Below are 18,285 nucleotides of genomic sequence, written 5' to 3'. Positions count from 1 at the left end.
GGATAAACGAATGCAAGACGATATTTCAGGTTGGACCGAATGGCACCGCAATTTTTCTTCAATTGAGGAAATTTCTAGCCCTAGCGAACTACATGGTTTGCTGACTGGCATTGTTTGTGTCACCCAGGCGCCAAGCAGTGAAGAGTGGTTACAGATTTTAGAAACACTGGATGTACCTGAACTGGATGCCGAAGCATTAGAGTTGTTGGCGGGCGAAGCTGAAGATGTGTTCCATGCATTGTCTGAAGATGAGCTGGATTATTTACCTTTGCTGCCTGATGATGAGCATGTGCTTTCAGAACGCGTACAGGCTCTGGCGGACTGGTGTGCAGGCGTGGTCTTAGGTTTCGGACTGGCTTCAGGACATATCCGTCAGGATGAAGTTGAGCTGATTGAACATTTACAAGATGTAGCCGCAGTTGAATTTGAAGACTCAGACGATGATGCTGAAGGTGAAGAAAGCTATCAGGAATTGTACGAATTTGTGCGTCTGATTCCTGTCAGTCTGTCTTTAGGGCGTAAAAAGGTCGAAGTTGAAGAAACGCCACTCTTACAGCAATTGAGTCAAAAAAATCAGCCTAAAGTCGCTACTACAGAAGCGCAAAGTGTAGTCGAGATTTTCTCGCCTAAACGTCTAAGCTGATGAAATGCTGAGGTGAGTCATCACCTGCTTGAAATCAGGCATATATTTTGCTGTTTACAGTGAAATCTATAGTCTGATTTCAAGACTATATTCTAAATACAAGTATTGATCGATAAGAAGTAAGGTGTAATGAAGAAATTGACACAGGCAGTTTTTGAGGAGCGTCGCGCAATCCTCGCAGGGGAAATCGGTTTACGCAGTATCGTTATTATCGCGACCAGTCCGGTAGCCATGCGTAACCGTGATGCAGATTATAAATACCGTGCAGACAGTAGTTTCTTCTATTTAACCGGATTCGCGGAACCTGAAGCTGTGGCTGTGATTGAAACCTTTGACACTGAAGAAGAAGGCTATAGCTACAGTTTGTTCTGTCGTGAACGCAACCGTGAAATGGAAATCTGGAATGGCTACCGCGCGGGTATTGATGGGGCTATTCAGGATTATGATGCAGATGAAGCCTATGCGATTGATTTGCTGGATGAAGAAATCTTAGAAAAGTTACAAAATAAAGATCAGTTGTTTTATCGCATTGGACAGCATGCAGAGTTTGATGCGCGTGTCGCCAAATGGATTGCAACTGCAAGTGGTGAAAGCCGTCGTGGTACTTCTGTGCCAGCGCAAGTAATTCAGCTGGATCGTATTGTTGATGAAATGCGTCTGCATAAAGATGCAAATGAAATCGAACTGATGCAGATTGCTTCCGATATTTCTGCTGATGCACATACGCAAGCGATGCTAGCAGTACGTCCGGGTATGATGGAATATGCGCTGGAAGCCGAGCTGAATTATGTCTTTGGCAAAAATGGCGGTGTTCCGGCTTATAACAGTATTGTCGGTGGCGGTGAAAATGCCTGCATCCTGCATTATGTAGAAAATGACAAAGAACTGAAAGATGGCGATTTAGTCCTGATTGATGCTGCAGCTGAATATCAGTTCTATGCTTCAGACATTACCCGTACCTTTCCGGTAAATGGTAAATTCAGTCCGGAACAGAAAGCCTTATATAACGTAGTACTGGATGCTCAAATCGCTGCGATCAATGCCGTGCAAATTGGTAACTCGTATAAAGAACCTCACAATGTTGCAGTGCTTATTTTGGTGCAGGGTTTGCTCGATCTTGGCTTGATGCAGGGTAATATCGACGAGATTATAGAAAAAGAAGCTTTTCGTCAGTTCTACATGCACGGTACGGGGCATTGGCTCGGTATGGATGTGCATGATGTCGGTGCTTATAAGGTTGATGGTGAATGGCGCTCGTATGAAGAGGGCATGGTCGTGACCGTTGAGCCGGGTCTCTACATCGCGCCTGATGATGAAACAGTCGATGCCAAATGGCGTGGAATTGGCATCCGAATTGAAGATGATGTGGTAGCCACTGCAAATGGCCCGCTGGTTTTAACTGCGAAAGTTGTCAAAACGGTAGAAGAGATTGAAGCATTGATGGCGAAAGCGCGCGCTGCCTAATCCAAGAAAAATACAGAAAGCCGGTCGCGAGATCGGCTTTTTTTATGACATTTCTATGCCGTTTTAAACAAGAATTCCTAGCTATATCGAATCGATCAAAAAGTGACTTAGCTTACGTTTATCTCGAACAAGTCAAATAAAACTAACCTAAGTAAAATTTACAGCTTAAAAAGTGACAGGAAGTCAACACAGAAAATCTGTTTTTAGCATCAAAGCTACATATTAAATGCGCTGAGATTCTCATACTTTCTCTGATCCTTAAATAAACTTAAATAACAGCAGGAGAACACTTATGAGATTAAATACGATTGACTGGATTGCTTATGCTTTAACAATCATTGGTGGCATTAATTGGGGTTTAATTGGTGCATTCGATTTTAATTTGGTCGCTGCAATCTTTGGTGATATGAGCGCCTTATCTCGAATTGTTTATGTATTGGTTGGTTTGTCGGCATTGTACCTGATTTATACAGGAACGAAGTTGGGTAAAACAGTACACCACACAGATCATCATACCAATATTGTGCGTTAAGCTACTCTTCTTGGGCGAGTTTCTTGCAAGATAGGATTCATGTCTTCGAGTAACTTGCCGAGAGGATAGAAATAGTATGGAAGATGAAGAAACCTCGGTAGATTTCCGGGGTTTTTTATTGGGTGTTTATACGTTATTAATAGAACCATCCCCAGATCTACAACAATGCCTAGCTAAAGATTGATGATCACTATCATACAAATAAGATTAGATTGTACATGGTTGGATAAATTTTTTTAAAATATCTGTTAGCTCAAAGATCGAGTTATATTTATACAATTATCTTAAAATAAGAAAAGAATAGTGATTGTAAATGGGCCTCCTGCTACTGAAAGTGAATATCAGCTCATTTTTATAAATGGCTTGATTCACAATTTTATCATTCAGGATCTACGAGCATCAGTATGTATTCAAAATTGTGCGAAGCGAGTAGATCGAGTTATACCAATTTGACTAGGTTTGCGATCGAATCGTATAAGTGCCAAATGAAATAATAACATTCCGTTTTTTAATGCCGAGTTGATAAAAGTGAGTATAAATATTTTAGTTGCTGAATTAAAGACAACTTGGTTGGAGTTAAGAGCATATAAAGTCGGAGATGAAATCTCATTATTCCAAGAATATTGTGGCAACGTTGAAGCATCAAAATATTTACAACGGCAGGTGCATACAATAGTCAGTCAGACTCAAAAAATGTTGCAGAAATGGGCGTTAAGTTATTGGCAGCAACCGAGTGAAGGATTTTCGTGGGTGATTGCTGAGCGAAAAAGTCATCTGGCAATCGGGTTACTAACGATTATTCAACAGCAAAATAACAGCCTTGAAATTCATTTCGGACTTGGTCCTCGATTTCAGGGGCAGGGCTATATGCTTGAGGCGATGAAAGCGGTGATTCAGTATTTTAGACAATATCTTACATTTAAATCACTAGATACTTTCTGTGATGCAGAACATATACAGGCCACCAAGTGCTTTTAAAGACAGGGTTTGAAATCGTTGAACGGATCAATGCCTATACTATATTGCCGAAGTTGGGGACTGAAAAGCGCGATGTCTTGGTTTTTCAATATAGGCTGGATCATCATGGAGAAAACTAAATAAAACGAATCATTATAAAAATTTAAAGCCTTGAGGTAAGATAAAACCAGTATACGTTTTATGTAATTCGCCATAGATGCGAATAAACAGATAAGGAAGTAAGCATGCAACAAGAAGTCATCATTGTCGGTGGTGGTATGGTCGGCTTAAGCCTCGCATTGATGTTGGCGAAAATCAATATTGCAGTCAAACTGTTGGAAGCCATTAAATACCCAAATTATGATGATGAAAATCTTGCGCCATATCATTCCAGTTTTGATGCACGTAACAGTGCCTTGTCACGCCGTAGCGTGCAGATCTATCAGGAGCTTGGACTTTGGAATGCCTTGCAAGAACATGCTACCCCAATTCTGGAAGTGAATATTACCGAACAGGGCAGTTTTGGTAAGGCTCGACTGAAAGCCGAACAGGAAAAAGTCGAAAGCTTTGGTCAGGTCATTGAAAATGCTTGGCTCGGTCGTGTACTGCTGACCCAAGTCAAAAAAGAGCCATTGATTGAACTGATTGATGATGTTCAAGTGACATCCCTTATCCAAGATACAGACTTTGCTTATATCGAAGCTCAGCGTGGTGAATCGTCACTAAAATTACAGTCCAAACTGGTTATTGCCGCCGATGGGCGGGATTCTTTCTGCCGTAAAGCCTTGGGTATTGGTGCGTCAGAACATGATTATGATCAGGTTGCGATTGTGACCACAGTACAAACTTCAAAGCCACATGCTCATGTGGGCTTTGAGCGTTTCAGCCATTTAGGGCCTTTGGCACTTTTACCACTACCGGGTGAGTATCGTCGTTCAGTGGTCTGGCCAGTGAAAAAAGGTACTGAAGGAGAATGGCTGGGAGATGAAAATGACCAGCATTTTCTGGATGCCTTGCAGGAAACGTATGGCGATCGTGCCGGAAAATTCCAGAAAACCGGAAAACGGTTCAGTTTTCCATTGTCTCAAGTGTTAGCCGAAAAACAGGCTGTTGGCCGTGTCGTATTGATGGGCAATGCTGCCCATACGATTCATCCGGTCGCGGGTCAGGGTTTTAACCTGTGTATGCGTGATGCGCATGTATTGGTGCGTTATCTCAAGGAACAGCAGGTACAAGGCGCAGACTTGGGCGATGCGGTAATATTGCAAGACTATGAGAAATCCCGTCTCAGCGACCAGCAGCGTGTGATCAAGTTCTGTGATTCAGTGGTACGTGGTTTCAGTAACCAGAATCCATTTTTAAAGCTGATGCGTAATACAGGTTTAGTCGCCTTTGATACGATTCCTGGCATCAAGCCACTGGTTGCGAATTATGCCATGGGGTTAAAAGCATGAGCTTAAATCAAACTAACGAAATATTAGACGTCGTCATTATTGGTGGTGGGCTGGTTGGTGGACTTACAGCGCTTCTGTTAGCTCAAGGTGGTGTGCAGCCTACAGTTCTGGATGCAGCGCCAATTCTGGATGCAGATAAAACTTTGCGTGTGGCCAATCCGCGTGTTTTGGCTTTAAGTCAGGCAACCATTCACCTGTTAAAAACGGTGGGTGTCTGGGAAAATTTAGTACGCCAGCAGCCTTATACTGGTATGCAGGTGTGGAATAAAAATGGCTATGGTGAAATTAATTTTGGCCAGTCTTCAGAAAAAACACCATCGGTAGAGCAGGCTTTAGGCTCGATGGTGGAGCCCAGCATTCTGAATCTGGCCATTCAGCAAAAGATGCTTGAAGATGTTCAAGATTATAGAACACAGGTCAAAGTTAGCCGCATCGAACGTGGAGTCGGTGTGTGGATCATTCATCTGGCTGATGGTACACAACTCAAAACTAAACTGGTGATCGGCGCAGATGGGGCCAATTCCTTTGTCCGTGAGCAAGCTTTCATCGATATTGATGTACTGGACTATAAACAGGCGGGGATCAGCTGTGCCATTAAAACAGGCCAGCCACATCAACATATGGCACGTCAGATTTTTCTGGAAACTGGCCCTCTGGCTTTTCTACCTATGGCCAGCCTTAATCCGGAAGAGCAGGGACACTGGCAATCGATTGTCTGGACTTTGCCAGAGGATTATGCCGAAGAATATGCAGCGTTGTCAGATGCTGAGTTTACCCAGCTATTAACCCGTGAAAGCCAGCATATGCTGGGTGAAGTATTGCAGGCGACACCACGTGCCACTTTCCCTTTAAAAGCCCGCGCCGCCCAGCAATACGTTCAAGATGGTTTAGCACTGATTGGAGATGCCGCACATGTCATTCATCCACTAGCAGGTCAAGGGGTGAATATTGGCTGTCTGGATGCTGCCGTGCTTTGTGATGTTTTGCTGCATGATCAGGCGCGTGGCGTATGGGCACATGAGCAGACCCTAAAACGCTATGAGCATCGCCGTAAGGGCCAGAACGATGCCATGATGCACAGCATGTCTGCGATTGGCTGGATGGAAACCACATTATTCTTCCCGATGGTTTGGGCACGCAATTTCGGCCTGAAACAGGTAGAAAATCAGCCCATGTTGAAAGATGCATTTATGGCGCAAGCCAATGGTCTGGGTTTACTTAAAGACACACGCTACGCAGCTTAAGACAGAAATGTAAATTTTTTAAACAAACACCAATAAAGAGTAACGATTTTGTTTAAAAAAGATACGATTTTTTGATGTTTGGTACTAGGCGAAGGTCGAAGAGATTGCTAAATTTCACTTAATTCGATACCTGACTTGGAATACCAAGCGAGGGCCATTTTTGGGGAGATGCAAATGACAGACATGAATGATTATGATGACGACGTTGAAGATTCAATTGTTGATGATGATGAAGCAAAAGCCGCTGAAAAAGGCGCGGTCGATAGCACAGAGGTCGTCAGTGATACCGATCTTGTAGAAGCTGAAACTTTGACCGTCACTGCAAAGCTGAAAAAGCGTCAAGCACTTGAAGACGAGATTGCGGCTTTCCTTGCCAGTGGTGGTCGTATTGTTGAAGTGCCGGCAGATGAATCAGTAGCCAAAGAATAAGTTATTGATTAACTTGTTTCTTATAAAAAACACCACATTCAATGTGGTGTTTTTTTTTGCAAATCCAAACGTAATAGAAAATCTAAAGCAATTAGTCGTTTGCCGAAGTCAGTTCTAAAGCACGTTGATAAGCGACTTTCTTTTTGATTCCGGTTAAATCTGCCGCCAGTTGTGAAGCAGCTTTGACCGAAAGGTCCTGTAATAGGCGATTCAATAATTTATCCAGCTTTTCCTGATCCAGATCTTTTTCTTCGGTGGCACCGCCAATCACCAGAACAATTTCGCCTTTTTGCTGATTGTGATCATTGCTAATGAATTCCACCAATTCACCCAAGGTCATTTTCTTGATAGTTTCAAAAGTCTTGGTGATTTCTCGCGCAAAACCGACCGGGCGATCTGCTCCGAAAACGCTGGCCATATCTTTAACGGACTCCAGAATCCGGTGCGGTGCTTCATAGAAAATTAAAGTCTGGGTTTCATCTTTCAGTTTTTCCAGATTCAGCAGGCGCTGACTTTGTCTGGATGGCAGAAAACCTTCAAAGCTGAAGCGGTCACTCGGCAAGCCAACAGCACTTAAGGCAGCAATAGCCGCACAAGCACCAGGTACAGGAATCACGCGAATATTATGCGCTTGTGCAGCACGGACAAATTTAAAGCCAGGGTCGCTAATCAGGGGAGTGCCAGCATCACTGATCAGGGCCATATCTTCGCCATTCAGCAGGCGCTGGATCAGCTGATCAATCTTGTTGCTTTCATTATGCTCATGGCAAGCGGTCAGAGGTGTTTGAATATTAAAGTGTTTAAGCAATTGTGCTGAAGTTCGTGTATCCTCGGCAGCAATAAGACTCACCGACTTTAACACCTGAAGTGCACGATAACTAATATCATCTAAGTGCCCGATTGGAGTCGCAACAACAAATAACTGAGCACTCATAGGTTTCTCCATGTGGAATAAATTGAATAATAAAAAATGGAAGATTAAAAATAAAATATTGGGCTTGTGTTTAGTCAGCTACATTAGTAGCGTACAAGCAGAAGTGTTGATCATTCTACCCGAATCCGGACCTTTGGCGCGAGCTGCATCGAGTATCAAACAGGGATTTCTCAGCGCCTATGCTACTTCCGCGCAGAAAGTTCCACTGAAATGGGTCAACTCCAATCAGAAAAATATCTCCCAGCTACTGAAACAGCATGTCAATAAAAAGACCAAAATGGTGGTGGGTCCATTGGCACGTAGCGATGTGGAACAACTACTCAAGAGCAAACCTAAAGTACGTACCCTCAGCCTGAATGATGTAGCCGGGTCATCACCCCAAGTCTGGCAATTCAGCCTGTCCAAAAAAGAAGATGCTGCTGCCTTAAAAACCTTATTGCACAAAGATGGAATTCAACAGCTGCTGATTTTACGCCAGCCGGGCAGTGAAGCCGAGCATGAGTTGTTACTGATGTCCTTGCTCAGCCAGAGTGATCTGAATTTTAAAATCGTAAACAAGGCGCCTATTTTTTTAATGCCAAAGCAGGGGCTGTTATTCCTCGGTAATGCAGAAGGGCTGGCTGCTATACCAGAATTAAGTCGTAAACGGATGTATACCGTAGCCAATGCAATTAGCGAACAGCACAAACCGCCACAAGGGATCAAGTTCTGTGATGTACCTGTGCTTTACTTGGCTGAATGGCCGGATGTTCTACAGGCTTATGCCCAGGAACCGGTCAATATGTCCTATCAGCGGCTGATTGCCTTCGGTGGCGATGCCTGGCAGATTACCCAGCAGTACCTGTCACAACCGCATTTGCAGCATATTGAATTTCAGGGTAGAACTGGCCGGATTGAAATCACGGACCACAGTATTCAGCGTAGTCCACAATGTTTTCAGTATAGTGGCACAGGCGTCAAGCTACTATGAGCGAAAGAGAAATGCTACGACAGCAACTAGGTGCATGGGCGGAGCAGCAAGCGGCCCAATTGATGCAAAACCATGGATTTCAGTTCCTGGCAGCCAATTATCACAGTCGCTATGGCGAGCTGGATCTGATTCTGGTACGTGATCAGGAGCTGGTCTTTGTAGAAGTCAAAGCACGTGCACAAACTGGATACGCACAAGCGATCGAGTCTGTTTCCAGAGCGAAACAGGGCAAAATGCTCAAGACAGCCATGTGCTTTATTCAGAAAAATCCACAATTTGCACACTATTACTATCGTTTTGACGTGATTTGTTTTGATTTTAAACAGCAATTTGCAAAAACCATACAGCATGACTTTTCGCAATACCCTTATGATCTGGAATGGATTGAAAATGCTTTTACTTTTGATCAAGAGTTTATTAACCTTTGAACAAAATAAGGTCTAAAGATGCTTATATTTGCTTCAAGATCATTGTAAAGTTCAAGCAGAATTGACATGATCTGAGCTTGAAAACAGATTATTAGATTGAAAAAGACGTAATAAAATGAAGGAGTCTTGCTGAGTGGTTAAGCGTATTGCAATAACAATGCTGTGTGTCGCAAGTTTATCAGGTTGTGCCAGTTTTATTTCCAGCGGCACAGGTACGGCTCCTGTCGGAACTGAAAGTGGGGCGCGTACCTTAGGGCAGGTATTTATTGATTCCTCAATTGTCCGTACTGCAAAAATTAATCTTTATAAACTGGATTCGCGCTTTAAGCAGGCCCGGGTCAATATTGAAAGTTTTCATGGCAATGTCCTGCTGACCGGTCAGGTGCCGGATGACCATTTAAAGCAATTGGCTGAAGACAATGTCAAATCCATGAGTGATGTCAAAGCGGTACATAATTTTATTACTGTCGGTAATCAGATCAGCTATAGCACCATTATGCAGGATACTGCAGTGACTGCAAATACTCGTGGCTTGATCATGAAGGCGACTGTGGTTGCGGATAGTAAAGTACATGTGCATACTGAAGATGGCGTTCTGTATGTAATGGGGCGTTTAAATGGTGCCGAGATTGCTGACCTGAATCAGGTGCTACAACAAGTGGGTAATGTCACCAAAATTGTGACTTTGATCGATAACGTGGAGCAATATTCAAGTCTGGCTAATCAAAACTTTGCTGCACCGGCATATGCGCAGCAGGGTAATGAACAGACGCCGGTTGCCATTGATCCTGATACGGTTGAACCGACCTATGAACCATAAGGTCGGCCAGTTTAAAACCCAACTCTCACAGCGTATTCTGCAGTTTCAGCAACATTATCAAGATTTCCGGTTATACGATTTTGGCAGTTATGCCCTAAATCGTTTAACCCCGAAACAAGGTTACACGGTCGAAACCCAATTGGCCTATGGCCTGAAATCCCGGCAACGCTTTGACTTGTTTCGGAGTCAGCAGCCTTTGCTACATCGCCCACTCATTGTTTTTGTGCATGGCGGCGCCTGGTTGCATGGCGATAAAAAGGATTACCAGTTTATTGGCGAGTCCTTTGCTAGAGAAGGCTATGATGTGGTGGTGATGAATTACCATCTGGCGCCACAGCATATTTTCCCGACCTATATTCATGATCTGCATTTGTTGCTAAATCATTTGCAGCAATCGGCTGAGCAGTTGCAGATTTGTGCTGAAAATCTGGTCTTGATGGGACATTCTGCCGGCGCATTCAATGTGATGTCTGCCTTGTATCATCCGCAATCTGCCACTATCGATCATAGTCAAATCCGGGCGATTATTGGTCTGGCAGGGCCTTATCATTTTGATTATAAAGATGATCCGATCTGTGCAGGTGCATTTGATCAGACTGTCCCTTATCAACAGGTAATGCCTTATTATTTTGTGAAAAATAGTCCAATCCGGCATTATCTGTTTATTGCAGAAAAGGACAATATCGTTGGCCATTTCAATAGTCAGGATCTGGATCGCGCATTGCGGGAAAAGGGCAATCACAGTCAGCTGATCAGTATCCCGAAACTTGGCCATATTAGCATTGTCGGTTCATTATCGAGTTTGTTTAGCCGCTATTTTCAGACCAAGTCACAGGTACTTTGGGCACTGGAAGATGCATTTAAAGGCAATTAGTTTCATCAGAATAAACTGAATTGCGATAAAAAAATCCAGCAAAGATGATTTGCTGGATTTTTTATATGTTGCTTGAATATGAACGTAATAGAGACTTAAAGCCAAGCTTTGGTATCGTCTGCAACCGTGCTGCCTTGAGTCACGTGCATAATCATGGCATGCGCAATACTGCCTTTGAATGGAATTTCAGGCAGTTGATCGAATTTGAAGAATTGCGCATCGCTAATTTCTTCTTCCTGCAGCTCGATTTCTCCCGCGGCATATTCAGCCTTGAAGGCAATCATCAGATTACTTGGAAATGGCCAGGGCTGGCTGGCCAGGTATTGAATATTTTTCAGATGCAAACCCACTTCTTCCAGGGTTTCACGACGTACAGCCTCTTCCAGAGTTTCTCCAACTTCAACAAAACCGGCAATCAGTCCATACATCTGACTGTTTTTATTGCGCGCATTTTTGGCCAGTAAAATCTCGTCTTCACCTTTGGTAATGACGGTAATGACGCAAGGCTGCACCCGTGGATATTGACGGTAGTGGCATGCTGGACAGACCATGGCATGTTCGCTTGGATGTGCTTCAGTGGCGGTACCGCAATGACTACAGAATTTGTGGTTACGACGCCATTCCAAAAGCTGTACTGCACGGCTGGCCTGTTCAAATTGCTGGGTATTCCAGAACTGTAACAACTGGCGAATCGGAACCAGTTGCAAGCCTGCAGGAATGGGTTCATCGGGCAGAAGATCACGGGCAATCACCTGATCACCCGTGTGGAGTAGCAAATCACTTGCTAAGGCTTCAACTCGTGGAAGTTGAAAGTGTTGATCGACCAGCAGTTGCTGTTGTTGAAAAATATAAGCAAGTGATAATTTGGACATTAGGCAACTATTTTGAGTTTCTCACTACTGTCCAATGCTACCTGAAACATCGCCTGTAATACAGGCTGTTTGTTCTTTAAGTTATCAATCATCATGTCGGCACTGGCCAGGGTGTCTAAAGCACGATGAATTTCTTCCGGACTTAATGCAATCGACAGATCAATACGGTTCTTGATGAATTCTGCAGTGGTGGTGAATGCAGTACGAACATGTTCTGCATTCAGGAACAGCATCGCGCCGCCAATCTCGCAAAACTGTACTGGAACAGGTTCGAGTGCAGTCAAGTCATGATCTTGCAGGTAATTGCTGAGAATCTGGCTGGAAAGCTCAATTAGAGCCTTAGTTTCAGTGAGTAAAGCAGCGTGTGCTTCATCCAGACGGTCCAGAGAAATATTCATGTTGTTGACGCGCAGCTGCAAGCGGCTCGAAGTGTGATGACGTTCCAGTACGCCAATCGAGTTCATGGCAGACAGAATGACATTCATCAACTGCTGGGCAAAGCTGGCATCCTGCATAATCTCGGGCTGGCTCAGTGAAGCAGCCTGACGGGTCAGGTCATGATAGGCTTCATTCAGGTTCAACACCTTGAAGATATTGGCCAAACTATTCAGTTGAGCCTGTAATTCCTGAGTCTTTTCAGGCGTCATATTCTGATAGTTGAACTCGATGTCATTACGAATCTGTGCCATTTCCGTGGTCACCAACTCGCTGATGGTATGCATGGTTTCAAAGTCAGGACCATACAGGTGGCGACTGAAGACCTGTAATTGCATATCGGTCAGTAGGTCATCGCCAACATTGAGCTGGCTACGGATAGATTGCGCAGTTTCATCTTCCTGACTGATACATAGGCTGAGCACATTGGCCAGATCAGCCAGCGAAGCCTTGAAGCTGTCAGCCGAGCTAAAATACTGTGCCATGTTGCGTTCAATACTCACCAGTGTGCGTAGACGTGGCTCATTAATCAGCAGGTGCTCAATATTGTTCAACGCGACATAGACCAGATTCCAGTACTGATTGCTGTCATGTTGCTCTGCAAGTCCAGCCAGATAAGCTCCCACCAGTTTGATGGCTTGCAAATCCAGTTCACTTTCTTCCTGATTGATCAGCCTGTTTAGTGACAGCTTATACAGGCGGTGTACATATTGGGATTTTTCCAGACTTGGTGCTTGTGGCAGTGCAAAATCAGGGGTGACGCAATCCAGTAGCGATTCTACATGCTGGCCTTCAGTCGTCAGCGGTTTACCCAAAGCCAGTTCTAGGCGGTTCAGGGTATCCAGCAAAAACTGTGGAATTTTTACTTCACGCAGACAGATAAATTCGATATATCGTTTCAGCATGGTGGTGCCTTCACTCAAGGCGATCACTTCTTGAGTATTGACCTGCGCCGGATTCCCCATAATCTTACGCATTAATTCTGCTGAATATTGAGCGACTTTTGCCAGACTGGACATGTCGATGAGTGCCAGAACCTGGGCGCATTGTTTGAACTGATTTAATGCATCATCAATACCAAAAGGTAAAGTCTGGTCTTCTACCAAGGTGCTTACTGCTGATTCGACTAACTTGATCGAGTTATCAACCTCATTTTTTATTATCAGTAAAGCTGTTGGATCAAAATGTATAGAGGTTTGGTAAGACATGATCTGCACCTTTCCTGAAGTATTATCTATATATGAGCCCCGCTTTAAACTACGGGGCCTCTTTGTATTTACTATAACTGAAGAACGATAGTTTTAAACCTAAAGTATCCCCGGAAATGTAGATTTTATTTCGCGAAAAGGCAAGCAGTTCCATGTTTTTCTTCGAATTGTTTGACCCAATTCTCATGTTCCTGTAATTCCTGTTCTGACGGAAGAATCACCGGCAATTCAATTTCAACTCTGGCCATCCCTGAGCGGCTGTTCTGGTCTTCAGACTGAGACAGGGCATCGATATCAAAAGACACCTGTCCACCGGTCATGGCCAGATAAACATCGGACAGGATTTCCGCATCGAGCAAGGCACCGTGGAAGGTACGGTCGCGTTGTGGAATCTCGTAACGGCGCACTAAGGCATCCAGCGAGTTTTTCTGCCCTGGATGCTTGGACTTGGCCAGTGCCAGGGTATCGGTGACGTCACAGACCTCGGAGAGCGCTTTAAAACCTGCGCGTTTGAATTCCATATCCAGGAAGTTCATATCGAAGGTCGCGTTATGCGCAATAATTTCCGCGCCGTGTAAATAGTCAAACAGCACTTGAGAAATTTCTTCAAACAGCGGTTTGTCTTGCAGGAATTCATCGGTGATCCCGTGGACATTCACAGAATCGCCAACCGGTGTTTTTGGGTTGATATAAATATGAATCGAGCTACCGGTCAGTTTGCGGTTGATCATTTCCAGCGCGCCAACTTCAATAATCCGGTCACCATCCTGATAATAAAAACCGGTAGTTTCAGTATCCAGAATCAGTTGTCGTGGGCCATGTAGCTGTAACTTGGCCGGTGTAATGACAATTTGCGGATGTAGCTCAGTCGAGGTAGATGCGTCTAAAGATGAAGCATCTTCATTGCTGTCCGTTGCTAAAACTTCAGTCTGTGTAATTTCTTCAACAGTCACTTCAATGATTTCTTCCGGCAGATCTTCCAGTTCTTCTTCGCTCTCGGCCAGATCAAGACCGAAAGGATCGTCTAGCAACCAGTCGGGTTCAGATTTTTTTTTATCTTCAGACATTGAAGGGCTTTGCTTGGATTTTTTCAGGGTTTCATCAGCGCCCAGATTGGCCAGCTGATCGGCCATTTCATTGCCCGGATGTCCAGCATGACCTTTGACCCAGTGCCATTCGATGTCGCGTCCCTGACAGACTTCATCGAGTTTTTGCCACAGATCCGGATTTTTGACGTCTTTCCAGTTTTTCTTTTTCCAGCCATGAATCCATTCGGTAATGCCTTGTTTGACGTACTTGGAATCGGTATAGATCACCAGTTTATCCTGTTTGTCACAGAACAGAATGCCTTCGATGGCAGCCGTCAGTTCCATGCGGTTATTGGTGGTATGGTCTTCACCGCCACAGATTTTGTGTTCTTGCTGGCCGTTAATAATGTACGCACCCCAACCGCCTAAACCCGGGTTGCCGCGACAAGCGCCATCAACATAAAGTGTGATAGTGTGTGACATAAATTAAAATCCGATCAAAATAGAACAAGCTGGAAGGCTTATTGTATAGCGCAAATGCAGTCGATCAATCTATATGTCCGGGATTTTTTAATTTCTTGTAACATTTAACGTGAAATCGCGGTAAATTATTGGCTTGAGTCTTCGACATGCTTCACTACAATGGCATATCTAAAAAATAAATTTATATACGAGTTGTTTGGATTTCTTTATGTATAAACCAACCGCAATTTTGTGGCAGCCGACATTACCTACATTTTTAAAATATTCTGTACTGGGAACTGCACTTGCTTCTCTAGGACTGACGGGCTGTTCATCTACACAAAGTGCGACCCAAACAGCATCAAGCAAGCAAGTTGGATCACAATATCTGGATGCCAGCAGTCTGGATGGACTCGAAGATCTACTCTCTGCAACGGATATGCGTGCAGTCGAAGGTGACCGTTTACAGATTTTGAAACATGGTGATGTCTGGAAACGCATGACCGTGGGTTTCAAGATGGACTTAAGTGTCTGGAATCCGCGGATTGATGCGCAGCGTGGCTGGTTTATTTCACGTCAGCCTTATCTGGATCGCTTAAGTGCGCGTGCATCACGTTATTTATATTACACAGTAAAAGAAGCAGAACGCCGTGGCATGCCAACCGAGTTGGCGCTGTTACCAATTATTGAAAGTTCTTATGATCCGGCTGCGACCAGTAGTGCGGCGGCAGCAGGTTTATGGCAATTTATCCCAAGTACCGGTCGTATTTATGGTCTAAAGCAGACCTCATTATACGATGGTCGCCGTGATGTGGTGGAATCGACCCGTGCAGCCTATGAGTTTTTGGGCAGTCTGTATAACCAGTTTGGTTCCTGGGAATTGGCGCTTGCTTCTTATAATGCAGGCCCAGGACGTATCCAGCAGGCAATTAACCGTAATAAAGCCGCAGGTCTGCCTACCGATTATTGGTCATTGAAACTGCCACAAGAAACCATGAGTTACGTGCCACGTTTCCTGGCGGTTGCACAAATTATTAAAAATCCGGGCAGTTATGGGGTGAGTTTGCCACCGATTGCCAACCGTCCGCATTTCCGTGAAGTGCCAGTGGGCGTTGCCAGTTTAAATGAAATTGCAGCCATCACTGGTCTAAGCCGTGCAGAACTGTATCAATTAAACCCGGGTCATCGTGGTGATCATATTGACCCTGCAAGTCCGCGCCGTATTCTGATTCCAGCTGATTTAAGTCCTTCAGTCGATGAAAAGCTGAAAAAATTATCCGGTTCAGGTGGTTTATGGGCGAGTAACACGAACAGCCTGCCGCGAAATACGACGACAGGGGTGCCAACCAAAGCAGCACCGCCAGAATTAAATACGAAAACGATTACGCCTTCTAAACAGACGCCGCCAGCGGTTGTTAGTAATCAGCCTGCAACGACCGTTGCTAAAACAACGACTCCGGCTAAAGCTACAAGTACGCCACCTGTTGTCACAGCAGCGGTAAGTACCGCGACAACGGCAAATACTGTAACGAAGACTACGAAAAAGATTTCGACGCCTCTAGGCTCATCTGCCTTGGCCAGTTTTGCGGCACAAAGTGATTTGCCAATTCCAAGTGCGCCGCGCATTCCGGTAGCTGTAACACCTGCAGCGCCAGCGAAACAGATTCAGGTCGAACCACCGATTTCGGCAGCTGAGCGTCAGCAAGTTCAGCAGGTGGCCACTGCACAGGATATTCAGAAAACTGTAGATGAAATTCTGCAGCCTGTCGCAACACCGGCAGAACAGGCCCAAGTGGTTGAAGAGCTGAAAGCATTGGCACCGGCAGGCACAGAAATTGTTGATCCTTATGACGGTAAAATCAAGCTGACTGCCATTCAAACCAGCCTGTCTGTGGCTGAGCAGCAAGGCAAGGAACTCACCAAAGGCTTCTCTTATCCGAAAGAAGTTGCTGACAATACCACTGCGAACTCGGTGGAAGCCAAGCTGAATCAGGGCAAAAATTACGTCAAGACCGATTCTGAAGTAGTGGTGGTCGCTCCAAAAGGCAAACGCAGCACCTATAAAGTGTTACCAGGTGATAATCTGGCAATGATTGCGGCCAAAAATGGCGTGAACTGGCGTGATGTAGCGAAATGGAACCAGATTGATCCAAATTCTCCGCTGTATGTGGGCACCACCATTTATCTGTATGATGCCAAACCTGTACAGGAAGCCAGCAAAGCCAAAGAAAAGCCAGAAACTTATGTGGTTCAGGCCAATGATTCTCTGACCAGCGTAGCAAATCAGTTTGGTTTTAGCGTGAAACAACTGGCTGATTTCAATGGCTTGAGCACCAATAGTGGTCTGTTTGTTGGGCAAAAGCTGTCATTGAAAGATACAGGGCAGTCCAAAGCCAAAGTTGAAGACACGAAAAAAGCTGAAACTGCCAAGGTTCAGACCAAATCCTATACAGTGAAACGCGGTGAGTATCTGAAACTGATTGCCGATCGTTACGGGCTTTCAAATACCGAACTGGCATCATTAACGTCGGGTCTTACTGCCGGTAGCAGTCTGATGGTGGGTCAGAAAATCAATGTGCCGCTTCAGGAAGTTGAAGAGCTAACGGCATCTAGCCAGAAAACTGAGCAGAAGTTTGAAAATGTCAAAGTCGATCAGACTGCAACTGAAAACTATCAGGTCAAACGCGGTGAAACCCTATATAGCATTGCCAGTCAAAGCAAGCTGAGTGTCTCTGAACTGGCTGTACTGAATGGTTTGTCTGCCAATAGTGGTTTACGTATAGGTCAGACCATCAAGATTCCAGCCGAAAGTCAGGTCCCTGAAACCTATACGGTTCAATCGGGTGATACGCTGACCGGCATTGCCGCAAGATATAATTTGTCAATGGACCAGGTGGCGAGCCTGAATGGCATGTCACGTAATGCAGGTTTGCGAGTGGGGCAGCGTCTGAAACTGAGTGGTGAAGTCGCAGAACCAGTACGTGAAGTGGTTGCTGAAACTGCGACGAAGAATGCAAAATCGGATTCGCATGTGGTGAAATCAGGTGAAACCTTAAGCTCTATTGCGCGTCAGTATCATTTACAACTGAAATATCTGGCAGATTTAAACGGTCTGAATACCAATAGCTCAGTGCGTATTGGTCAGCGTTTAAAAATTGATGGTGACTTTCCGGCAGATAAAAAAGTTGAAGACGTGAAAGTGGCAGCTAAGCCTGTAGCTTCTAAGGCAACTGAATCCTATACGGTAAAATCAGGTGAATCCCTGAATGCAATTGCCAGCCGTTTAGGCATAAGCGTGACCGACCTGGCTCAGTTAAATAATCTGAGTCCACGCGCAGGATTGCGTGTCAGTCAAACGATCCAGATTCCAAAACTGGTGACGGATTATAAAGTCAAACGCGGTGATACCTTAATCGGTCTGGCTTCACGTTATGGTCTGAACAGCAATGAACTGGCGGAAATGAATGATCTCAAACCAAATACACAATTGCGTATTGGTGATGTGATTAAAGTGCCGAATTAATGAATGGA

At 44.6% G+C, this 18,285-nt stretch carries 16 protein-coding genes; 12 read left to right on the top strand and 4 right to left on the bottom strand.

Translation table 11 applies throughout. The annotated features are described in order from the left end of the window. Nucleotides 1-10: 10 nt before the first annotated feature. From F890_RS11665 to F890_RS11635, 7 genes are all read left to right on the top strand, one after another. Complete coding sequence (locus tag F890_RS11665) at nucleotides 11-643, top strand: UPF0149 family protein (protein WP_005267026.1); 633 nt, start codon at nucleotides 11-13, stop codon at nucleotides 641-643. Between the two features lie 129 nt (nucleotides 644-772). After that, on the top strand, nucleotides 773-2,107 hold the full coding sequence (gene pepP, locus F890_RS11660) for a Xaa-Pro aminopeptidase (RefSeq protein WP_005267024.1): 1,335 nt from the start codon (nucleotides 773-775) through the stop codon (nucleotides 2,105-2,107). 292 nt (nucleotides 2,108-2,399) lie between these two features. Next, on the top strand, nucleotides 2,400-2,639 hold the full coding sequence (locus F890_RS11655; protein ID WP_004279510.1) for a DUF378 domain-containing protein: 240 nt from the start codon (nucleotides 2,400-2,402) through the stop codon (nucleotides 2,637-2,639). 528 nt (nucleotides 2,640-3,167) lie between these two features. After that, complete coding sequence (locus F890_RS11650; protein ID WP_005267020.1) at nucleotides 3,168-3,617, top strand: GNAT family N-acetyltransferase; 450 nt, start codon at nucleotides 3,168-3,170, stop codon at nucleotides 3,615-3,617. 224 nt (nucleotides 3,618-3,841) lie between these two features. Next, nucleotides 3,842-5,050, top strand: a complete 1,209-nt coding sequence (gene ubiH / locus F890_RS11645; RefSeq protein WP_005267018.1) for a 2-octaprenyl-6-methoxyphenyl hydroxylase — start codon at nucleotides 3,842-3,844, stop codon at nucleotides 5,048-5,050. Next, on the top strand, nucleotides 5,047-6,294 hold the full coding sequence (locus F890_RS11640; protein WP_005267016.1) for an FAD-dependent monooxygenase: 1,248 nt from the start codon (nucleotides 5,047-5,049) through the stop codon (nucleotides 6,292-6,294). Before ubiH ends, F890_RS11640 begins: the two co-directional genes overlap by 4 nt. 174 nt (nucleotides 6,295-6,468) lie before the next feature. Then, complete coding sequence (locus F890_RS11635) at nucleotides 6,469-6,723, top strand: hypothetical protein (RefSeq protein ID WP_004646359.1); 255 nt, start codon at nucleotides 6,469-6,471, stop codon at nucleotides 6,721-6,723. Nucleotides 6,724-6,814: 91 nt separating this feature from the next. On the opposite strand, the gene rsmI is transcribed toward F890_RS11635, so the two are convergent. After that, nucleotides 6,815-7,657 (bottom strand): 16S rRNA (cytidine(1402)-2'-O)-methyltransferase, encoded by an 843-nt coding sequence (gene rsmI / locus F890_RS11630; protein WP_004279519.1) that lies wholly within the window; start codon nucleotides 7,655-7,657, stop codon nucleotides 6,815-6,817. 10 nt (nucleotides 7,658-7,667) lie between these two features. On the opposite strand from rsmI, the gene F890_RS11625 reads away from it, so the two are divergent. From F890_RS11625 to F890_RS11610, 4 genes are all read left to right on the top strand, one after another. Next, complete coding sequence (locus tag F890_RS11625) at nucleotides 7,668-8,627, top strand: penicillin-binding protein activator (RefSeq protein ID WP_005267014.1); 960 nt, start codon at nucleotides 7,668-7,670, stop codon at nucleotides 8,625-8,627. An 11-nt stretch (nucleotides 8,628-8,638) separates the two neighbouring features. Beyond that, nucleotides 8,639-9,055 (top strand): YraN family protein, encoded by a 417-nt coding sequence (locus tag F890_RS11620; protein ID WP_005267012.1) that lies wholly within the window; start codon nucleotides 8,639-8,641, stop codon nucleotides 9,053-9,055. Between the two features lie 133 nt (nucleotides 9,056-9,188). Continuing rightward, the gene (locus F890_RS11615; RefSeq protein WP_005267010.1) at nucleotides 9,189-9,875 is read left to right on the top strand and encodes a BON domain-containing protein; all 687 of its coding nucleotides are present in this window, start codon (nucleotides 9,189-9,191) and stop codon (nucleotides 9,873-9,875) included. Further along, nucleotides 9,865-10,749 (top strand): alpha/beta hydrolase, encoded by an 885-nt coding sequence (locus F890_RS11610; RefSeq protein ID WP_005267009.1) that lies wholly within the window; start codon nucleotides 9,865-9,867, stop codon nucleotides 10,747-10,749. The genes F890_RS11615 and F890_RS11610 overlap by 11 nt, the downstream gene beginning before the upstream one ends. Nucleotides 10,750-10,844: 95 nt before the next feature. Here F890_RS11610 and nudC read toward each other — a convergent pair whose 3' ends face one another. The 3 genes from nudC to dnaQ form a co-directional block, all read right to left on the bottom strand. Continuing rightward, nucleotides 10,845-11,621, bottom strand: a complete 777-nt coding sequence (nudC, locus tag F890_RS11605; protein WP_005267008.1) for an NAD(+) diphosphatase — start codon at nucleotides 11,619-11,621, stop codon at nucleotides 10,845-10,847. Beyond that, on the bottom strand, nucleotides 11,621-13,264 hold the full coding sequence (locus tag F890_RS11600) for a hypothetical protein (RefSeq protein WP_005267007.1): 1,644 nt from the start codon (nucleotides 13,262-13,264) through the stop codon (nucleotides 11,621-11,623). Before F890_RS11600 ends, nudC begins: the two co-directional genes overlap by 1 nt. Before the next feature lie 125 nt (nucleotides 13,265-13,389). Further along, a complete protein-coding gene (gene dnaQ, locus F890_RS11595; RefSeq protein WP_005267005.1) occupies nucleotides 13,390-14,775 on the bottom strand; it encodes a DNA polymerase III subunit epsilon in 1,386 nt (461 codons plus the stop codon). Nucleotides 14,776-14,983: 208 nt separating this feature from the next. Between dnaQ and F890_RS11590 the strand changes: the two genes are divergently transcribed. Further along, nucleotides 14,984-18,277 (top strand): LysM peptidoglycan-binding domain-containing protein, encoded by a 3,294-nt coding sequence (locus F890_RS11590; protein WP_005267003.1) that lies wholly within the window; start codon nucleotides 14,984-14,986, stop codon nucleotides 18,275-18,277. The last annotated feature ends 8 nt before the right edge of the window (nucleotides 18,278-18,285 follow it).

Origin of the sequence: Acinetobacter sp. CIP 64.7, assembly GCF_000369745.1 — a bacterium.
Taxonomy (GTDB): Bacteria; Pseudomonadota; Gammaproteobacteria; order Pseudomonadales; family Moraxellaceae; genus Acinetobacter; species Acinetobacter fasciculus.
This window is presented reverse-complemented; position numbering and strand designations above follow the sequence as displayed.